At 75.0% G+C, this 15,579-nt stretch carries 13 protein-coding genes; 9 read left to right on the top strand and 4 right to left on the bottom strand.

What is annotated here, in order from left to right; all coding sequences use genetic code 11:
* Genes TK50_RS29895 through TK50_RS29910 form a run of 4 tightly spaced genes read left to right on the top strand, consistent with a single transcriptional unit; the run spans position 1 to position 4,095 of the window.
* Positions 1-798: a DUF3050 domain-containing protein gene (locus tag TK50_RS29895; RefSeq protein ID WP_043968895.1), complete on the top strand. Its 798-nt coding sequence runs from the start codon at positions 1-3 to the stop codon at positions 796-798.
* A complete protein-coding gene (locus TK50_RS29900) occupies positions 795-1,766 on the top strand; it encodes a thiamine pyrophosphate-dependent dehydrogenase E1 component subunit alpha (RefSeq protein ID WP_043968896.1) in 972 nt (323 codons plus the stop codon). The genes TK50_RS29895 and TK50_RS29900 overlap by 4 nt, the downstream gene beginning before the upstream one ends.
* Entirely contained in the window at positions 1,766-2,737 is a 972-nt protein-coding gene (locus TK50_RS29905; RefSeq protein WP_043968898.1) for an alpha-ketoacid dehydrogenase subunit beta, read from the top strand. The genes TK50_RS29900 and TK50_RS29905 overlap by 1 nt, the downstream gene beginning before the upstream one ends.
* The gene (locus TK50_RS29910; protein ID WP_043968899.1) at positions 2,737-4,095 is read left to right on the top strand and encodes an ATP-grasp domain-containing protein; all 1,359 of its coding nucleotides are present in this window, start codon (positions 2,737-2,739) and stop codon (positions 4,093-4,095) included. The genes TK50_RS29905 and TK50_RS29910 overlap by 1 nt, the downstream gene beginning before the upstream one ends.
* Before the next feature lie 46 nt (positions 4,096-4,141).
* Here TK50_RS29910 and TK50_RS29915 read toward each other — a convergent pair whose 3' ends face one another.
* The 4 genes from TK50_RS29915 to TK50_RS29930 form a co-directional block, all read right to left on the bottom strand.
* Positions 4,142-4,825 carry an SGNH/GDSL hydrolase family protein gene (locus TK50_RS29915; protein ID WP_043969567.1) on the bottom strand — a complete coding sequence of 228 codons (684 nt, stop codon included), beginning with the start codon at positions 4,823-4,825 and terminating at the stop codon, positions 4,142-4,144.
* Between the two features lie 40 nt (positions 4,826-4,865).
* Positions 4,866-5,888, bottom strand: a complete 1,023-nt coding sequence (locus TK50_RS29920; RefSeq protein ID WP_043968900.1) for a hypothetical protein — start codon at positions 5,886-5,888, stop codon at positions 4,866-4,868.
* A 200-nt stretch (positions 5,889-6,088) separates the two neighbouring features.
* Positions 6,089-7,357, bottom strand: coding sequence for an MFS transporter (locus tag TK50_RS29925; RefSeq protein WP_241774144.1), 1,269 nt, complete (start codon positions 7,355-7,357; stop codon positions 6,089-6,091).
* Positions 7,358-7,446: 89 nt separating this feature from the next.
* Positions 7,447-9,075 (bottom strand): class I adenylate-forming enzyme family protein, encoded by a 1,629-nt coding sequence (locus TK50_RS29930; RefSeq protein WP_043968901.1) that lies wholly within the window; start codon positions 9,073-9,075, stop codon positions 7,447-7,449.
* A gap of 380 nt (positions 9,076-9,455) precedes the next feature.
* On the opposite strand from TK50_RS29930, the gene TK50_RS29935 reads away from it, so the two are divergent.
* From TK50_RS29935 to TK50_RS29955, 5 genes are all read left to right on the top strand, one after another.
* Positions 9,456-10,727, top strand: a complete 1,272-nt coding sequence (locus TK50_RS29935) for an SGNH/GDSL hydrolase family protein (protein ID WP_043969569.1) — start codon at positions 9,456-9,458, stop codon at positions 10,725-10,727.
* Between the two features lie 69 nt (positions 10,728-10,796).
* Positions 10,797-12,014: a cytochrome P450 gene (locus tag TK50_RS29940; protein ID WP_043968902.1), complete on the top strand. Its 1,218-nt coding sequence runs from the start codon at positions 10,797-10,799 to the stop codon at positions 12,012-12,014.
* A 13-nt stretch (positions 12,015-12,027) separates the two neighbouring features.
* The gene (locus TK50_RS29945; protein ID WP_043968903.1) at positions 12,028-13,035 is read left to right on the top strand and encodes an alpha/beta hydrolase; all 1,008 of its coding nucleotides are present in this window, start codon (positions 12,028-12,030) and stop codon (positions 13,033-13,035) included.
* Entirely contained in the window at positions 13,028-14,176 is a 1,149-nt protein-coding gene (locus tag TK50_RS29950) for an alpha-hydroxy acid oxidase (RefSeq protein WP_082106762.1), read from the top strand. The genes TK50_RS29945 and TK50_RS29950 overlap by 8 nt, the downstream gene beginning before the upstream one ends.
* Before the next feature lie 20 nt (positions 14,177-14,196).
* The gene (locus TK50_RS29955; protein WP_043968904.1) at positions 14,197-15,555 is read left to right on the top strand and encodes an aminotransferase-like domain-containing protein; all 1,359 of its coding nucleotides are present in this window, start codon (positions 14,197-14,199) and stop codon (positions 15,553-15,555) included.
* Positions 15,556-15,579 lie beyond the last annotated feature (24 nt).

Raw genomic sequence — 15,579 nt, forward strand, 5'->3', positions numbered from 1 at the left:
ATGTCACGGTACGACTGGGGTAAGACGCACCCGGGCATCGAGCGGTTGGAGCAGGCGGTGACCGACCGCCGCGACGTGGTGGTCAAGCACCCCCTCTACGCCAACCTGGACACCCACGAGGCGCTGGTGACCTTCATGGAGCACCACGTCTTCGCCGTGTGGGACTTCATGTCCCTGCTGAAGTCGCTGCAGCGGCAGCTCACCTGCGTGGACGTGCCGTGGATCCCCACCGGCCCGACCGGCAGCCGGCGGCTGATCAACGACATCGTGATGGTCGAGGAGAGCGACGAGCTCGGCGAGGGCTACATCAGCCACTTCGAGCTGTACGTGCGGGGCATGGCCGAGGCGGGGGCCGACACCGGCGCCGTGGAGGCGCTGATCGACCTGCTGCGCGCCGGCACGCCGGTGACCGAGGCGCTGGCGAAGGCCGGCGTGCCCGGCCCGTCGGCGGCGTTCGCCGCCACCACCTGGAAGATCATCGAGTCGACGCCGGTGCACTGCCAGGCGGCGGCCTTCGCGTTCGGCCGCGAGGACCTGATCCCCGACATGTTCACCCAGGTCGTCGCCGTCAACGAGCGCAGCCAGAAGCTGCACACGTTCGTCGACTACCTGGAGCGGCACATCGAGGTCGACGGGGAGCAGCACACCCCGATGGCCATGCAGATGCTCGCCGACCTGTGCGGTGACGACGACACCAAGTGGCAGGAGTGCGCCGACACTGTCAACCTGGCGCTCGCCGCCCGCGCGCAGCTCTGGGACGACATCCTCGCCGCGATCAAGGAGGGTCGCCCGGCGTGACCCGCGACGATCCCGTCCGGCTGTACCGCACGGTGCGGCTGATCCGCCGGTTCGAGGAGCGGGCCGTCGACCTGGTCCGCGCCGGGGCGATCGTCGGCGGCATCCATCCGTACCTCGGTCAGGAGGGGATCGCCGCCGGGGTCTGCGCGGCGCTGCGCGACGACGACCTGGTCACCGGCACCCACCGCGGGCACGGCCACGTGCTCGCCAAGGGGGCCGACCCGGCCCGCATGCTCGCCGAGCTGCTGGGCCGCGAGACCGGGCTCAACCGGGGCCGTGGCGGCTCCATGCACGCCGCCGACCTCGCCGTCGGGGTGCTCGGCGCGAACGCCATCGTCGGTGCCGCCGGCGCGATCCTCACCGGAGCGGTGTGGGCGCGTCGGCGGCGCGGCGACGACCTCGTCGGGGCCACCTTCTTCGGCGACGGCGCGGTCAACGAGGGGATGCTGCTGGAGGCGTTCAACCTGGCCGCGCTGTGGCGGGTGCCGGTGCTGTTCGTCTGCGAGAACAACGGCTACGCCACCACCATGCCCGTCGAGGGCGCGGTGGCCGGCACGATCCCCGGCCGCGCCGAGGCGTTCGGCATGCCGGCGGCCGTCGTCGACGGCCAGGACCCCGAGGCGGTACGCGACGCCACGGCCGCCGCCGTCGCCCGGATGCGCGCCGGGGGCGGGCCGGAGCTGATCGAGGCCCGCACCTACCGGTTCGACGCCCACCACACCTTCGAGCACGCGGTACGTCTCGACTACCGCGCGCCGCAGGAGGTGGCCGCCGGCCGGTCCCGCGACCCGGTCGACATCCAGGGCGCCCGGCTGTCCGGGGTGGACCGGGCCGCCGTCGACGCCGAGGTCGAGGCGACCCTCGACGCGGCGGAGGAGTTCGCCCTGGCCAGCCCCGAGCCCGACCCGGCCGGCGCGCTGGAGCACCTGTACGCCAGCGGGCTGGTCGCCCGGACGGGAGGTGGCTGATGCCACGGCTGTCGTACCGCAAGGCCCTCACCCGGGCCCTGGCCGACGAGATGAGCCGCGACGAGTCGGTGTTCCTGCTCGGCGAGGACATCCGGGTGGCCGCCTCGAACGTCACCGCCGGGCTGCTGAAGCGGTTCGGGCCGGACCGGGTGGTGGACACCCCGCTGTCGGAGCAGGCGTTCACCAGCTTCGCCACCGGCGCGGCCCTGGCCGGGCTGCGCCCGGTGGTGGAGTTCCAGATCCCGTCCCTGCTGTTCCTGGTCTTCGAGCAGATCGTCAACCACGCGCACAAGTTCCCGCTGATGACGGGCGGGCAGGCCGAGGTGCCGGTCACCTACCTGGTGCCGGGCTCCGGCTCGCGGACGGGGTGGGCGGGGCAGCACTCCGACCACCCGTACAGCCTCTTCGCCCACGTCGGGGTGACCACCGTGGTCCCGGCCACCCCGGCCGACGCGTACGGGCTGCTGGTCTCGGCGATCCGGCACGTCGACCCGGTGGTGGTGTTCGCGCCGGCCGGGGCGATGGACGTGCGCGCCGACGTGGACTTCGCCGCCCTGGCCCCGGTGCCGATCGGGCGGGGGCGGGTGCACCGGGCCGGCGACGACGTGACGGTGGTCGCCGTCGGGCACCTGGTGCACGACGCGCTCGCCGTGGCCGAGGAGCTGGCCGACCAGGTGTCGGTGGAGGTCTTCGACCCGCGCACGCTCTATCCGTTCGACTGGGACGGGCTGACCGCGTCCGTGGCCCGCACCGGGCGGCTGGTCGTGGTCGACGACTCCAACCGGTCCTGCGGGATCGCCGGGGAGATCATCGCGACCGTGGTGGAACGGGTGCGGCTGCTCGCGCCGCCCCGGCGGGTCACCCGCCCCGACGGCGCGGTGCTGCCGTTCGCCCCGGCGCTGGACCGGGCCGTGCAGCCCGGCCGCGAGCAGCTCACCGCCGCCATCCAACTCACCATGAAGGACGAGTGATGATCGACCCCAACTACCCCTGGCCGCCGCTGGACCAGGCGTGGAACGACCTGCCGGAGTCGACCCGCGCGGCGATGGTGGCCGCCGGGGCGGGCGCGTGGAAGGAGGTCTTCTACGGCTGCGCGACGTACAACCAGACGTGGCGGCTGGCCCGGCCCCCGGTGATGCCGGCGGACGCGTTCCGCGAGCTGAACGAGGTGTGCGACCGGCTCGCCCAGCTCATCCTCGAGGCGTGTCAGCGGCGGGCCCGCACCGCCGGGGAGCTGACCCGGCTGCTCGGGGTGCCGGCGGAGGAGACGAAGCTGCTCGACACCGACGAGGTGCTGTCGGAGGCGCTGCTGGCCGCGTACCGGCCGGACGTGCTGATCTCCGGCGGGGTGCCGAAGTTCGTCGAGTACAACATCGACAGCAGCCTCGGTGGCGGCTTCGACGCCGACACGGTCGTCTACCGGTACGCGAAGCTCTACGCCGAGCGGGGCATCCTCGACGGGCTGGCGGTGCGGCCCGCCCCGTCCCTGCTGGACCAGCGGTTCGTGGCGATCCGCGACGAGCTGGGCCTGGCCGACGGGGCCCGGGTGGCGCTGCTGCTGGACTTCGACGCCGACTACCCGGGCCTGGAGACGCCGGACGACTTCATCCGGATCCTGTCCCCGCTGGCCGACCGGGCCCGCCACTTCGGCATCGACCTGGTCATCGCCCAGCTCAAGCTGGCGACCCTGGACGAGGACAAGCGGCTCGTCGTCGACGGCGCCCCGGTGGACGCGCTGTTCCGGCTCTTCGTGCCCAACCGGGTGCACGCCAGCGCGGGCCTGGACGCGGTCGCCGGTGCCCTCGCCGCCGGGACCCTGCCCATGTTCGTCAGCTCCGCCGCCTGGCTGCTCGGCAACAAGATCAACTTCGCCTGGCTGTGGGAGGACCTCGACACCCTGCCCGAGCCCGACCAGGCGCTCGTGCGCCGGTACGTCCCCCGCACCACCGCCCTCACCGCCGCCGAGCTGCCCCGGGCGCTGGCCGACCAGCACGACCTGGTCGCCAAGCCCGCCGACGGCTCCGCCGGCATCGGCGTGCTGTTGGGCCGCGAGACCGACCCGCAGAAGTGGGAGGAGGGACTGCGCGCCGCCCTCGACGAGGGCGGCTACATCCTGCAGGAGTACATGCCGGCCGACCGGGTGGCGATGGACTTCGTGCGGATGGAGACGGGAGAGACGGTCACCGCCGACGTCCCGTACAGCCTCGCGCCCTACCTGTTCGGCCGCACCGGCTCGGGTGGCCTGGCCCGGGTGGGCTTCCCCGGCTGCGACAGCGTGCTCAACCTCGCGCGCGGGGTCCTGCTCACCGGCATCCTGCTCACCGACTGACCGCCTCCCCGGCGGCGGTCTCCCCGAGGGCCGCCGCCGGGGGAGGTCACCGGCGCGCGGCGAGGTGCGCGCCGAGGCGGCGGACCGTCTCGGCGGCGGCGATGGCGTCGCTGCGGGCGCTGCCGTGCCGGCCGTCGCCGCTGTACAGCGTCGGGTCGGCCACCGCCGGGTGGTCGGTCAGGTGCACGTGCAGGGTGCCGAGCCGCTCGCCCAGGGCCCGGGTGTGCGCCGCCAGCCGGCGCATCCGCTCGCCCAGGCCCTCCCGCAGCCGCGCCGGCACCGCCGGGCTGTGCGACACGTCGAACATGCCCACCGTGACCACGTCCGCCCCCGCCGCCTGAAGGCCGGTGACCATCGCGGCCAGCTCCGCGTCAACGGCGTCCGCGTCGTAGGCGGAGCGGAACGCGTCGTTGCCGCCGCACACCACCAGCGCCAGGTCCGGGGCGAACTCCACCGCCGGGGCGAGCTGGGTGGCGCGGACCTCGTGCGCCCGCAGCCCCCGCAACCCCAGATTGAGGTACGCCAGCCCGGGGCGGGCCGCGTCCAGCTCGGCGGCGATCCGGTCGGCCCACTGCACGTCCGGGTACCCGTCGACGGGCTCGCACAGCCCCTCGGCGACACTGTCGCCGAGCACCACGAACCGCCGCCACGGGTGCCCGGCGAGCAGCCGCGCGCTCTCGCCCGCGCGCAGGCAGTACGGGTCGGTGGCTTCGGTGCGGCTCGACGGCATGATCGGCACGCTAGCCGACCCGCCCGCCGCGTCGACACCCCTACCCGTCGAGCGTCACCTCGGCCAGGTACACGCAGGTCCGCTCCTCGTGGGAGGAGTAGTAGCTGACCCGCAGCACCCCGTCGTGCCAGTCCAGCCCCGGGTAGCCGCAGTCGCCGCCGGAGGGCAGCGCCACCAGCTCGGTCAGGACGCCCCGGTGCGGGTCGACGGCGCAGACGGCGGTGCGCGGGCCGCCGTCGAGCAGGCGTAGCCCGGCGACGAGGCGGCCGTCGGGCAGCCCGAGCAGGGCCGGCCCGCCCACCCGCACCCCGAGGTCGGTCCACGTCCAGTGCCGGTACGGCGGGCGGGCCCGCCCGAGCTGGGCGGTGGCCGCCTCCCGGTCGCGGCGCAGCAGGCAGGTGGCGGTGCCGTCGGGGCCGAAGACCAGCCCGGACTCGTTGGGGTAACCGCCGAGGAAGAGGGTGTCGACGACCGGTTGCAGGTCGAGCCCGTCGCCGCTGCGGTAGAGCCGGACGAACCGGGGCTCCCGGGTGGCGTACCCGATGCCATACATGGCCCCGCCGTGCCAGACCGCCTGCCACACCCAGATGTCGCGCTCGCCGACCGGCATCGGCTCGCCCCAGCGCTGCCCGTCGGCCGACAGCCAGGTCAGCGTGCGGAACGTCGCCGGCCCCGCCTCGCGCCCGGTGGCCCGTCCTGCGGCCTGCCCGGCCACGTCGCCGGTGCCCGCGTCGCCGGTGCCCGCGTCGTCTCCCGTTGCGGTGACCGCCGCGGCGAGCAGTTGCAGCCGGCCGTCGGGCCGGGTCACGAACCGGGGATCGCGCAAGTCGGTGGCCGCCCGCTCCAGCCGGGCGACCGGGGACCAGTCCCGCCCGTCGGCGGAGGCGAGCACCCGGATCGCGCCGTCGGCGGAGAGGTGCCCGGCGCCCTCCCGGTACGCGCACAGCCACCGGCCCCGATGACGGACCAGGTCGGTGAAGGCGTTGTGCCCGGCGGCGTCGCCGATCCGGCGCACGGTGCCGAGCCGGGCGGTGGCCACCGGGCTGTCGGTCGATGACGGCATGGTTCTCCTCGCGGGTCGCCGGTCCGGTCGCGCCCGGGGAGGCAGTCGGTGCGACCCGACCGGCCACGGTAGGCGCACCACCCGACGCGACGCGGGCCCGCCGGAGAACACGGGGCGAACATGCGAGGAAGCCATGTCGGGCGGGTGGGGGTATCCCGGCGCGCGGATACCCCCACCCGCCCGACATGCCGAGCAGGCCCCTACCCGGCGGGCGGCGCGGCCGGCGGGGTCGGGGCCGGGCGCGACCGGCCCGCGCGCAGCGGCCCGGCGAGCAGCGGCCCCACGGTCAGCACCGCGCACAGCACCGCCATCACCAGCAGCGCCGGCTTGAGGCCCAGCACGGCCACCGACCAGCCGCCCAGCAGCGCGCCGACGGGCAGGCCGACGAACGCCAGCGAGCCGGCGATGCCGAGCACCCGGGTCTGCAACGCGTCGGGCACCCGCTCGTAGAGCGTCGCCCCCAGCAGCGGGTTGACGGCGGCGATGCCGATGCCGGACAGGAACGTCACCACCAGCACCACCACGAGGTGGTCGGTGACCGCCATGGTCAGCAGCCGGGGCGCGCCGCTCATCGCCGCGCCGACGGCGAAGACGAGCGTGCGGGGCAGCCTCGGGCCGACCATCGTGAACACCACGTTGCCCAGCAGCGCCCCCGCGCCGAACACCCCCAGCACCAGGCCGAAGCCGGCCGGGTCGCCGAGCACGTCGCGTACCCAGACGGGGATCCACACGGCGGTGTTGGCGGCGGCCATCATGTTCAGCGCGGAGACCACCAGCAGCATGGCCAGCAGCACCCGGTCGGTGCGCAGGTAGGCGAACCCGGTGCGCAGGGCCCGGAAGTAGCTCTCCCGGGGCGCGGCCGGCGCGTCGGCGGCCGGCGGGCGCACCAGCAGCCCGACCAGCAGCGCGCAGAGCGCGAAGGTGCCCGCGTCGATCCAGATGGCCCGGGTCACCCCGACCCAGTCGATGAGCAGGCCCCCGATCACCGCGCCGAAGAGGGTGACGCCCCGGGCCAGCCCGTCGTAGGCGGAGGTGAGCCGGATCAGCTGCACCCCGGCGCGCTGCGCCGCCGGCCGGAACATGACGTGCTTGACGCGGTCGCCGATGCCGCGCAGCCCGCCGGCCACCGCGACGAGGGCGACCAGCGCCCCGAAGCCGAGCCACGGGGTCATCGCCACCACCGCCACGGCCGCCGCGCTCGCGGCGTCCACCACGATGGACGTACGGCGCACCCCGAACCGGTCCGCCCACGGCGTGGCCAGGGAACTCGACAGCATGTACGGCAGGAACTCCGCCGCCGCGACGATGCCCATCTTCGCCGGGCTGCCCGTGGTGGTCAGCACCAGCCACGGGATCGCGATGACGGAGATGCGGCTGCCCAGGTTGGAGATCAGGTCGGCGGCGACGAGCGTGACCAGTTCCCGCCGCGCGGCGGCCCGCTCCCGGTCCACGCCGCCTTCCTCCGCCACGGCGCCTTCCTTCGCCACGGCCGCCGGGCCGGCCGCGGAACCGGCCGTCGAGCCGGCCTCTGCCCCGGTCTCGGGGACGGCCTCGGTCGTCACGCCGGGCTGCCGACCTGGTCGGCGGGGTGGCCGGCGGCGTACCGGGCCCGCAGCGCCAGCTTGTCGACCTTGGCCGACCGGTTCAGCGGCAGCGCGTCGACGAACTCCACCGCGCCCGGCGCCCACGTCTCGCTCAGCTCGGCGATGACCAGGTCGATCAGCTCCGCCTCTGTCACCGTCGCGCCCGGCGCCGCCACCACGTACGCGTACGGCAGCTCGCCGGCCACCTCGTCGGGCACCCCGATCACGGCGGCGGCGCGCACCTGCGGGTGCCCGGCAAGCACGTCCTCGATGGGCCGGGAGTAGATCGGCCAGCTCCGCTGCCGGGTGAGGATCCGGTCGGCGAGCCGGTCGACGAGGTAGAGGTAGCCGTCGGCGTCGAGGTGGCCGACGTCGCGGGTGCGTACCCAGCCGTCGACGAGGGTCTCGGCGGTCAGCTCGGGCTGGCCGTGGTAGCCGGCGAAGCTGAGCTTCGTGCGCACCCACACCTCCCCGTCGACGCCCGCCGGCAGCACCGCCCCGTCGGCGTCGCGGATCTCCACGGCCACGTCCCCGTACGCCCTGCCGCAGGAACGCAGCCGCTCCGGGTGCTCCGGGTCCTCGGTCAGCCCCGGCTGGGCGGTGATCACGACGGCCTCGCTGAGCCCGTACACGATGCGCAGGACCGGGCCGAAGCGGGCGATCGCCTGGCGCAGGCGGGCGGGCGCGGCGGGCCCGGCGCCCACGTTGAACATGAACATGGCGGAGAAGTCCGCGCCGGGCAGGTCGGGGTGGTCGAGCACCTCGTAGAGCATCGGCGGGGTGACGAACGTCGAGTTGATCCGCTCCCGCCCGACGGTGGCGATGAACGCCGCCGGGTCCCACCGCTCGCGCAGGAACAGCACGCCGCCGCTGAACAGGTTGACCAGGGTGGTGATCTGGCCGCTGGCCAGCCACATCGGCGAGTGGGACAGGTGCCGCAGCAGCGGGATCCCGCCGGAGCGGAAGCCGGCGGCGAGGGCGAGGACCTGGCGGTAGAAGCTTTCCCGGTGGTGCACCAGCTTCGGGGTGCCGGTGGTGCCGCTGGTCTGCAGGAACGACTCCGGCTCCGGCACGTCGACGGGCAGCCCGGCGCCCGCGTCGAGGTCGGCGGCGGCGAGGCCCGGGCCCGGCGAGGCGCTGGTGGCGTCGGGACCCGGCGAGGCGGTGGTGAGGTCGGGACCCGCGCCGCCGGGGCCGAGGCAGAACACGGGCACGCCGGCCAGGTCGGCGGCGATCCGCGGGCCGAGCCCGTCGCCGTCGCGGGCGTCGTAGACGAACGCCTCCGGCCGGGACAGCCGGACGAAGTCGTCGACCTCGCGGCGGGAGGTGACCGGGGCGACCCACATCGTCCGGCAGCCCAGCAGGTGCAGGGCGAGCTGCAGCAGCGGCCCCTCGACCGCGTTGCCGAGCATCACCAGCACGGCCGCGCCCGGGCGGACCCCGCCCCGCGTCAGCGCGCCGGCCATGCCGCGCACCTGCGCGGCCACGTCCAGGTAGGTCAGTCGGCGTCCGCCGCCCACCAGGGCCTCCCGGTCGCCGAAGCCGGCGAACAGCTCCAGCGCCTCGTGCACATAGGTGGTCGGTCGGTCGGCACCGTCGGTCATCGCCAGCCCCCATCAGCTTCCGGCGGCGGTCGGCGGCGGCCCGGCGGGGCGCCCGCGTCGACCGGCCGCGAGCGGCGTCCCGGCAGCTCAGGGCCGGGACGCGGCGACGGCGGCGCGCTTCGGCGACCGCACCGCCGCCAGCTTCGAGCGTAGGCCGCCCGGCCGCGCCGGGCACCGGGCCGATCGGTGCGCGGCCGCAGCTCGACGTCATTTGATCTTGTCGATCAGGTTGATTGACGCCTGTCAGGGGCGCGGCTAGGTTTCTGGACCATCGTCCAGGAGGCTGTCGTCAGTGGACGACCCTGGGCTGCCAACATGGAGGTTCAATGTCGACTCCGAACAAGTGGCGCTTGATAACGGCCCCGAAGAGATGGCAGGTGATCGCCGCTGCGGCCACGGCGCTGGTCGTGGGAGCGCCGGCCGTGGTGGCCACCGCCGGCCCGGACACCGGGAAGCGCCCCGGCGCACCCGTGTGGGCGGGCAGCTGGGCCGCCGCGGTGACCCGGGGCAACACGGTCGGTCTGACCAACACCGGCCTCAACAACCAGAGCATCCGGATGATCGTGCACACCACGGTGGGCGGTCCCCGGCTGCGCGTGCGGCTGAGCAACCTCTACGGCGAGCAGGCCGTGAAGGTCGGCCGGGCCACCATCGCCCGGCCGGACGCGTCCACCCCGACGGACCTGTCGGACGTGGCCGCGCCGACCGTGAAGGAGCTGACCTTCAACGGCTCCGCGTCGGTCACCATGAACAAGGGCGGGGAGCTGCTCAGCGACCCGGTCGACCTCCCGGTCGGTGACCAGGAGGACCTGGTCGTCACGCTGTACTTCCCCGAGCTGACCGGGCCGGTGACCTTCCACGGCCAGTCGCGGCAGACCACGTTCATCGGCGCCACCGACCTCACCGGTGCCGCCGGCGGGACGGGCTTCACCATCCGCCCCGACTGCTGCTGGATGTTCCTGTCCGGTGTGGACGTGCAGCGCAAGCTCAGCCCCGGCTCGGTCGTCGTCCTCGGCGACTCCATCGCCGACGGCAACGGCAGCACGGTCAACACCAACCGGCGCTGGCCCGACCTGCTCGCCGACCGGCTGATCGACGCCCGCCCCGAGGTGCGTACCCCGGGCGTGCTCAACCTCAGCCTGGCCGGCAACCGGCTCAACCACGAGGGCACCGAGCCCGGCGCGGGCGGCTTCCCCGGCTACTACGAGCTGGGCCCGAACGCCCTGGCCCGGCTCAACGAGGACGTCTTCCCGCAGACCGGCGTGCGGACCGTCGTGACCCACCTGGGCATCAACGACATCTGGATGTCGGACGACTCCGCCGAGAAGATCATCGCCTCGCTGCGGCAGGTCAACCAGCAGGTCAAGGCCCGCGGCCTGACCAGCCTGGTGGCCACGCTCACCCCGTACGAGGGGCACGGCAACCCGGGGGTGTGGACGCCGGAGAAGGAGGCCACCCGCCAGGCGGTCAACGCGTACCTGCGTGGCAGCCACGAGTTCGACGGGGTGCTCGACTTCGACAAGGTGCTGCGCGACCCGGCCCAGCCGAGCCGGCTGCTGCCGGCGTACGACTCGGGTGACCACATCCACCCGAACGACCTGGGCAACCAGGCGATGGCCGACGCGGTGCCGCTGCGCCTGCTCGGTCTGTGACACCGGCGGGGCGGCGGGGGTGTTCCTCCCGTCGCCCCGTCGCCAACTTCCTGGGGAGGAAGCACCACCGTGGACGTCAAAGAGCTGCTCTCCGGCCTGTACAGCGACCAGGGCCGGCAGAACCCGTACCCCTTCTACGCCGCCCTGCACGAGCTGGGCCCGATCCGCGAGATCCCGAACCGCCCCGAGCACAGCACCGTCAGCGCCGTCGCCGGCGGGTACGACGTCGTCGACCAGGTGCTGCGCGACCCGGAGTGGCTCAAGCAGTCCCCGCCCGGCTGGGAACAGCACGAGATCCTGCGCACCTTCGAGTCGTCGATGATGTTCATCAACCCGCCCGACCACACCCGGATGCGGGCGGTGTTCGCCAAGACGTTCACCCCGCGCCGGCTGGGCGCCCTGGAACCGGTGATCACCCGGGTCACCGACACGCTGCTGGACCGGATGGCCGAGGCGGGGGCCGGCGGCGCCGAGGTCGACTTCGTGGCCGACTTCGCATACCCGATCCCGGCGCTGGTGATGGCCGAGTTCATCGGCCTGCCCGAGGCCGACCTGCCCTGGTACCGCGAGCGGGTCGACTGGATCGACGACTTCCTCGACGTGGCCGGGGCGACCCCGGAGCGGCTGGCCAAGGCCAACACCGCCGCCGCCGAGCTGCGCGGCTACTACCGGGAGCGGATCGCCGAGCGCCGCCGCGCCCCCGGCGAGGACCTGATCAGCGGCCTCGTCGAGGCGCTCGACGCCGGCGGCGTCGACCTCACCGAGGACGAGCTGATCAGCAACCTCATCGTCCTGTTCAACGCCAGCTTCGTCACCACCGTCTACATGTTCAGCAACGGCCTGCCGCTGCTGCTGGAGCACCCCGAGGTGACCGCCGCCCTGCCCGGCGACGCCGAGCTGACCCGGGGCTGCGTGGACGAGGTGCTGCGCATGCAGAGCCCGGTGCACTTCCTGGCCCGGGCCGCGCCCCGCGACACCGTCCTGCACGGGGTCAAGGTCGCCGAGGGCGAGAACGTGATGCTGCTGATCGCCGCCGCCAACCGTGACCCGGCCCGCTTTACCGACCCCGACCGGTTCGACCCGCGCCGCGCCGGTCCGCCGTCGCTGGCCTTCGGCGTCGGCCTGCACTTCTGCCTCGGCTCGGCGGTGTCCCGGCTGGAGGGCCAGCTCGCCCTGCCCCGGCTGTTCGCCCGCTTCCCCGGGCTGCGCATCACCCAGCAGCCCGTCTACAGCGGCAGCCTGTTCCTGCGCGGCATCGACAAGCTGTTCGTCACCACCGGCGAATAAAGGAGACCCACCCATGCCCCTGGACCCGCAGGTGGTCGCGTACCGGGCCGCGCGCGCGGCGGCCGGCGTCGCGCCGCTGTACACCCAGACCCTCGCCGAGGCGCGCGCGGCCGACCTGGCGGCCATCCGGGCCGGGGGCGGCGACGTCGAGCCGGTGCACGAGGTACGCGACACGGTCGTCCCCGGCCCCGCCGGTGACCTTCCGGTACGCGTGCACCGGCCGGCCGGGGACGGCCCGCTGCCGACCCTGGTCTACTTCTTCGGCGGTGGTTGGACCCTCGGCAGCGTCGACACCGCCGACGGGATCTGCCGCCGGCTGGCCAACGCCACGGGCTGCCAGGTCGTCACGGTCGGCTACCGGCTCGCCCCCGAGCACCCGTTCCCGGCGGCGGTGCACGACTGTCACGCCGCCGTGGCCTGGCTCGCCGCGCACGCCGACGAGTTCGGGGCCGACCCGGACCGGTTGGCCGTCGGCGGGGACAGCGCCGGCGGCAACCTCGCCGCCGCCGTGACCCTGCTGTCCCGCGACGGCGGCGGGCCGGCGCTGGCCGCCCAGCTGCTGGTCTACCCCAACACCGACCAGCGCGAGCGCGCCGAGCCGGCGGGGTCCGCCGATCCCGCCGAGTCCGCCGGGCCCGGCGGGGAGCAGGACCCGCTGCTGTTCAACCGGCACTCGGTGGCCTGGTACCGGGGGCACTACCTGCCCGAGCCGGCCGACGCGGCCAACCCGCTCGCGTCGCCGCTGCTCGCCGAGGACCTGACCGGCCTGCCGCCGGCCCTGGTGATCACCGCCGAGTACGACCCGCTGCGCGAGGAGGGGGAGCGCTACGCCGACCGGCTGCGCGCGGCGGGGGTGCCGGTGGAGCTGGCCCGCTACCCCGGGATGATCCACGGGTTCTTCGCCATGCCGGGGGCGTTCGACGCCGGTCGGCACGCCCAGGACCGGGCCGCCGCGTTCCTGCGCGACCGGCTCGGCGTCGCCCCGGCGGTGCCGGCCGACGCGGGCGCGGTCGATGGCTGAACCGCTCGCCCCGCCCGCGCCCGCCCCGCCCGGCACCGTGACCGCGCCCGCCGGTGCGGTGCCGTTCGCGGCGAGCCTCGCCGACTTCGCCGCGCTGGCCCGCGAGGTGCTGCCGCCCGAGGTGTACGACTTCGTGGCCGGCGGCAGCGGCGCCGAGACGGCCCTCGCCGCGAACCGGGCCGCCCTGGACCGGGTGGCCGTGCTGCCCCGGATGCTGCGCGGGATCGACCGGCCCCGCACCGACGCCCCGCTGCTCGGCCGGGCGCAGGCCCTGCCGGTGGCGGTCGCGCCGATGGCGTACCAGCGGCTCGTGCACCCCGACGGCGAGCCCGCGCTCGCGGCGGCGGCCGGCGCGGCCGGGGTGCCCTACGTGGCGAGCACCCTGAGCAGCGCCACCATCGAGCAGATCGCGGCGGCCGGCGGGCCGGTGTGGTTCCAGCTCTACTGGCTGCGGGACCGGGGGATGGTCCGCGAGCTGGTGGACCGGGCACAGCGGGCCGGGTGCACCGCGCTCATGCTCACCGTCGACGTGCCGATCCTCGGCCCCCGGCTGCGCGACGTACGCAACGGGTTCGCCCTGCCCCCGCACGTGGCCGCCGCGAACCTGCCCGGCAGCCGCGACGACCTGGCGCACGCCGGCACGCCCGGCACCTCGGCCGTGGCCCGGCACACCAGCGCCGCGTTCGCCTCGGCCCTCACCTGGTCCGACGTCGCCTGGCTGCGGGGGCGCACGGACCTGCCGCTGGTGGTCAAGGGCGTCCTCGACCCCCGCGACGCGGTGCTGGCCGCCGACGCGGGCGCGGACGCGGTGGTGGTGTCCAACCACGGCGGGCGGCAGCTCGACGCCGCCCCCGCCGGGCTGACCATGCTGCCGCAGGTGCGCACCGCCGTCGGCGACCGGTGCGAGGTGCTGGTCGACGGCGGCATCAGCGGCGGCGTCGACGTGCTGCGCGCCCTGGCGCTCGGCGCGTCGGGGGTGCTGGTGGGCCGGCCCCTGCTGTGGGCGCTGGCCGTCGGCGGGCGGGCCGGCGCCGACGCCGCGTTCGCGCTGCTCGCGGCCGAGCTGCGCGACGCCCTCACCCTCGCCGGGTGCGCCGACCCGGCGGAGGCCCGCGACCTGCGTACGATCACGGAAGGCTGAACGTGGACGGTGGACGACCGGTGGACCTGAGCGCGGGCGTGGCCCCGGACGACGTGCGCGTCGACTGCGACCTCGACGTGGCCGACCTGCACCCGGCGGTCGGCGACCCCGCGCTGAACTCGATGAACTTCCTCAACGAGGTCGCCCAGCGCTATCCCGACGCGGTGTCGCTGGCCGCCGGCCGCCCGTACGAGGAGTTCTTCGACGTCGCCGACCTGCACCGGCACCTGGAGGCGTTCCGCGCCCACCTGGCCGACGACCTCGGCTACGGGCCGGCGCAGGTGCACCGCGCCCTGTTCCAGTACGGCCGCACCAAGGGCATCATCCACGACCTCGTCGCCCGCAACCTCGCCGTCGACGAGGAGATCACCGTCGACCCGGAGTCGATCGTGGTGACGGTCGGCTGCCAGGAGGCGATGCTGCTGGTGCTGCGGGCGCTGCGCGCCGGCCCCGCCGACGTGCTGCTCGCCGTCGCCCCCACGTACGTCGGGCTGACCGGCGCGGCCCGGCTCGTGGACCTGCCGGTGCGCCCGGTGGCCGGCGGCCCGGCCGGGGTCGACCTGGCGGACCTGCGCGAGCAGGTGCGCCGGGCCCGCGCCGAGGGGCTGCGCCCGCGCGCCTGCTACGTGATGCCCGACTTCGCCAACCCGTCCGGGGCGAGCATCGACCTGGCCGACCGGCGGCGGCTGCTGGACCTCGCCGCAGCCGAGGACCTGCTGCTGATCGAGGACAACCCGTACGGGCTGTTCCACGCCGACGGGGCGGGGCGGGTGCCGACGCTCAAGGCCCTCGACACCGGGCGCCGGGTGGTCTACCTCGGCTCGTTCGCCAAGACCGTGCTGCCCGGGGCGCGGGTCGGCTACGTGGTCGCCGACCAGCGGGTGCGCGACGCCGACGGGACCGTCGGGCCGCTCGCCGACCAGCTCGCCAAGATCAAGAGCATGGTCACGGTGAACACCTCGGCCATCGCCCAGGCCGTCGTCGGCGGGGCGCTGCTCGCCCACGGGTGCAGCCTCGTCGCCGCCAACACCCGCGAGCGCGCCGCGTACGCCCGCAACCTGCGCCACCTCGTCAACGGCCTCGCCCGGCGGTTCCCCGATCCGTCGCCGGTGCGGTGGAACGTCCCGGCGGGCGGCTTCTTCGCCGTGGTGAGCGTCCCGTTCCCGGTCGACGACGCGCTGCTGCGCCGCTCCGCCGAGGACTACGGCGTGCTGTGGACGCCGATGGCCCACTTCTACGACGACACCGCGCCGGTGGCCGCGCTGCGGCTGTCGATCAGCGCCGTGACGCCCGGGCAGATCGACGCCGGCCTCGACCGGCTCGCCGCGCTGATCGCCGACGAGCTGACCCGGTCGCCCGTCCCGGCGGCGCGCCGCTGACCCCGCACTGTCGTCGTTCCGCCA

Source organism: Micromonospora haikouensis, assembly GCF_000876225.1.
GTDB classification, from domain to species: domain Bacteria; phylum Actinomycetota; class Actinomycetes; order Mycobacteriales; family Micromonosporaceae; genus Micromonospora; species Micromonospora haikouensis.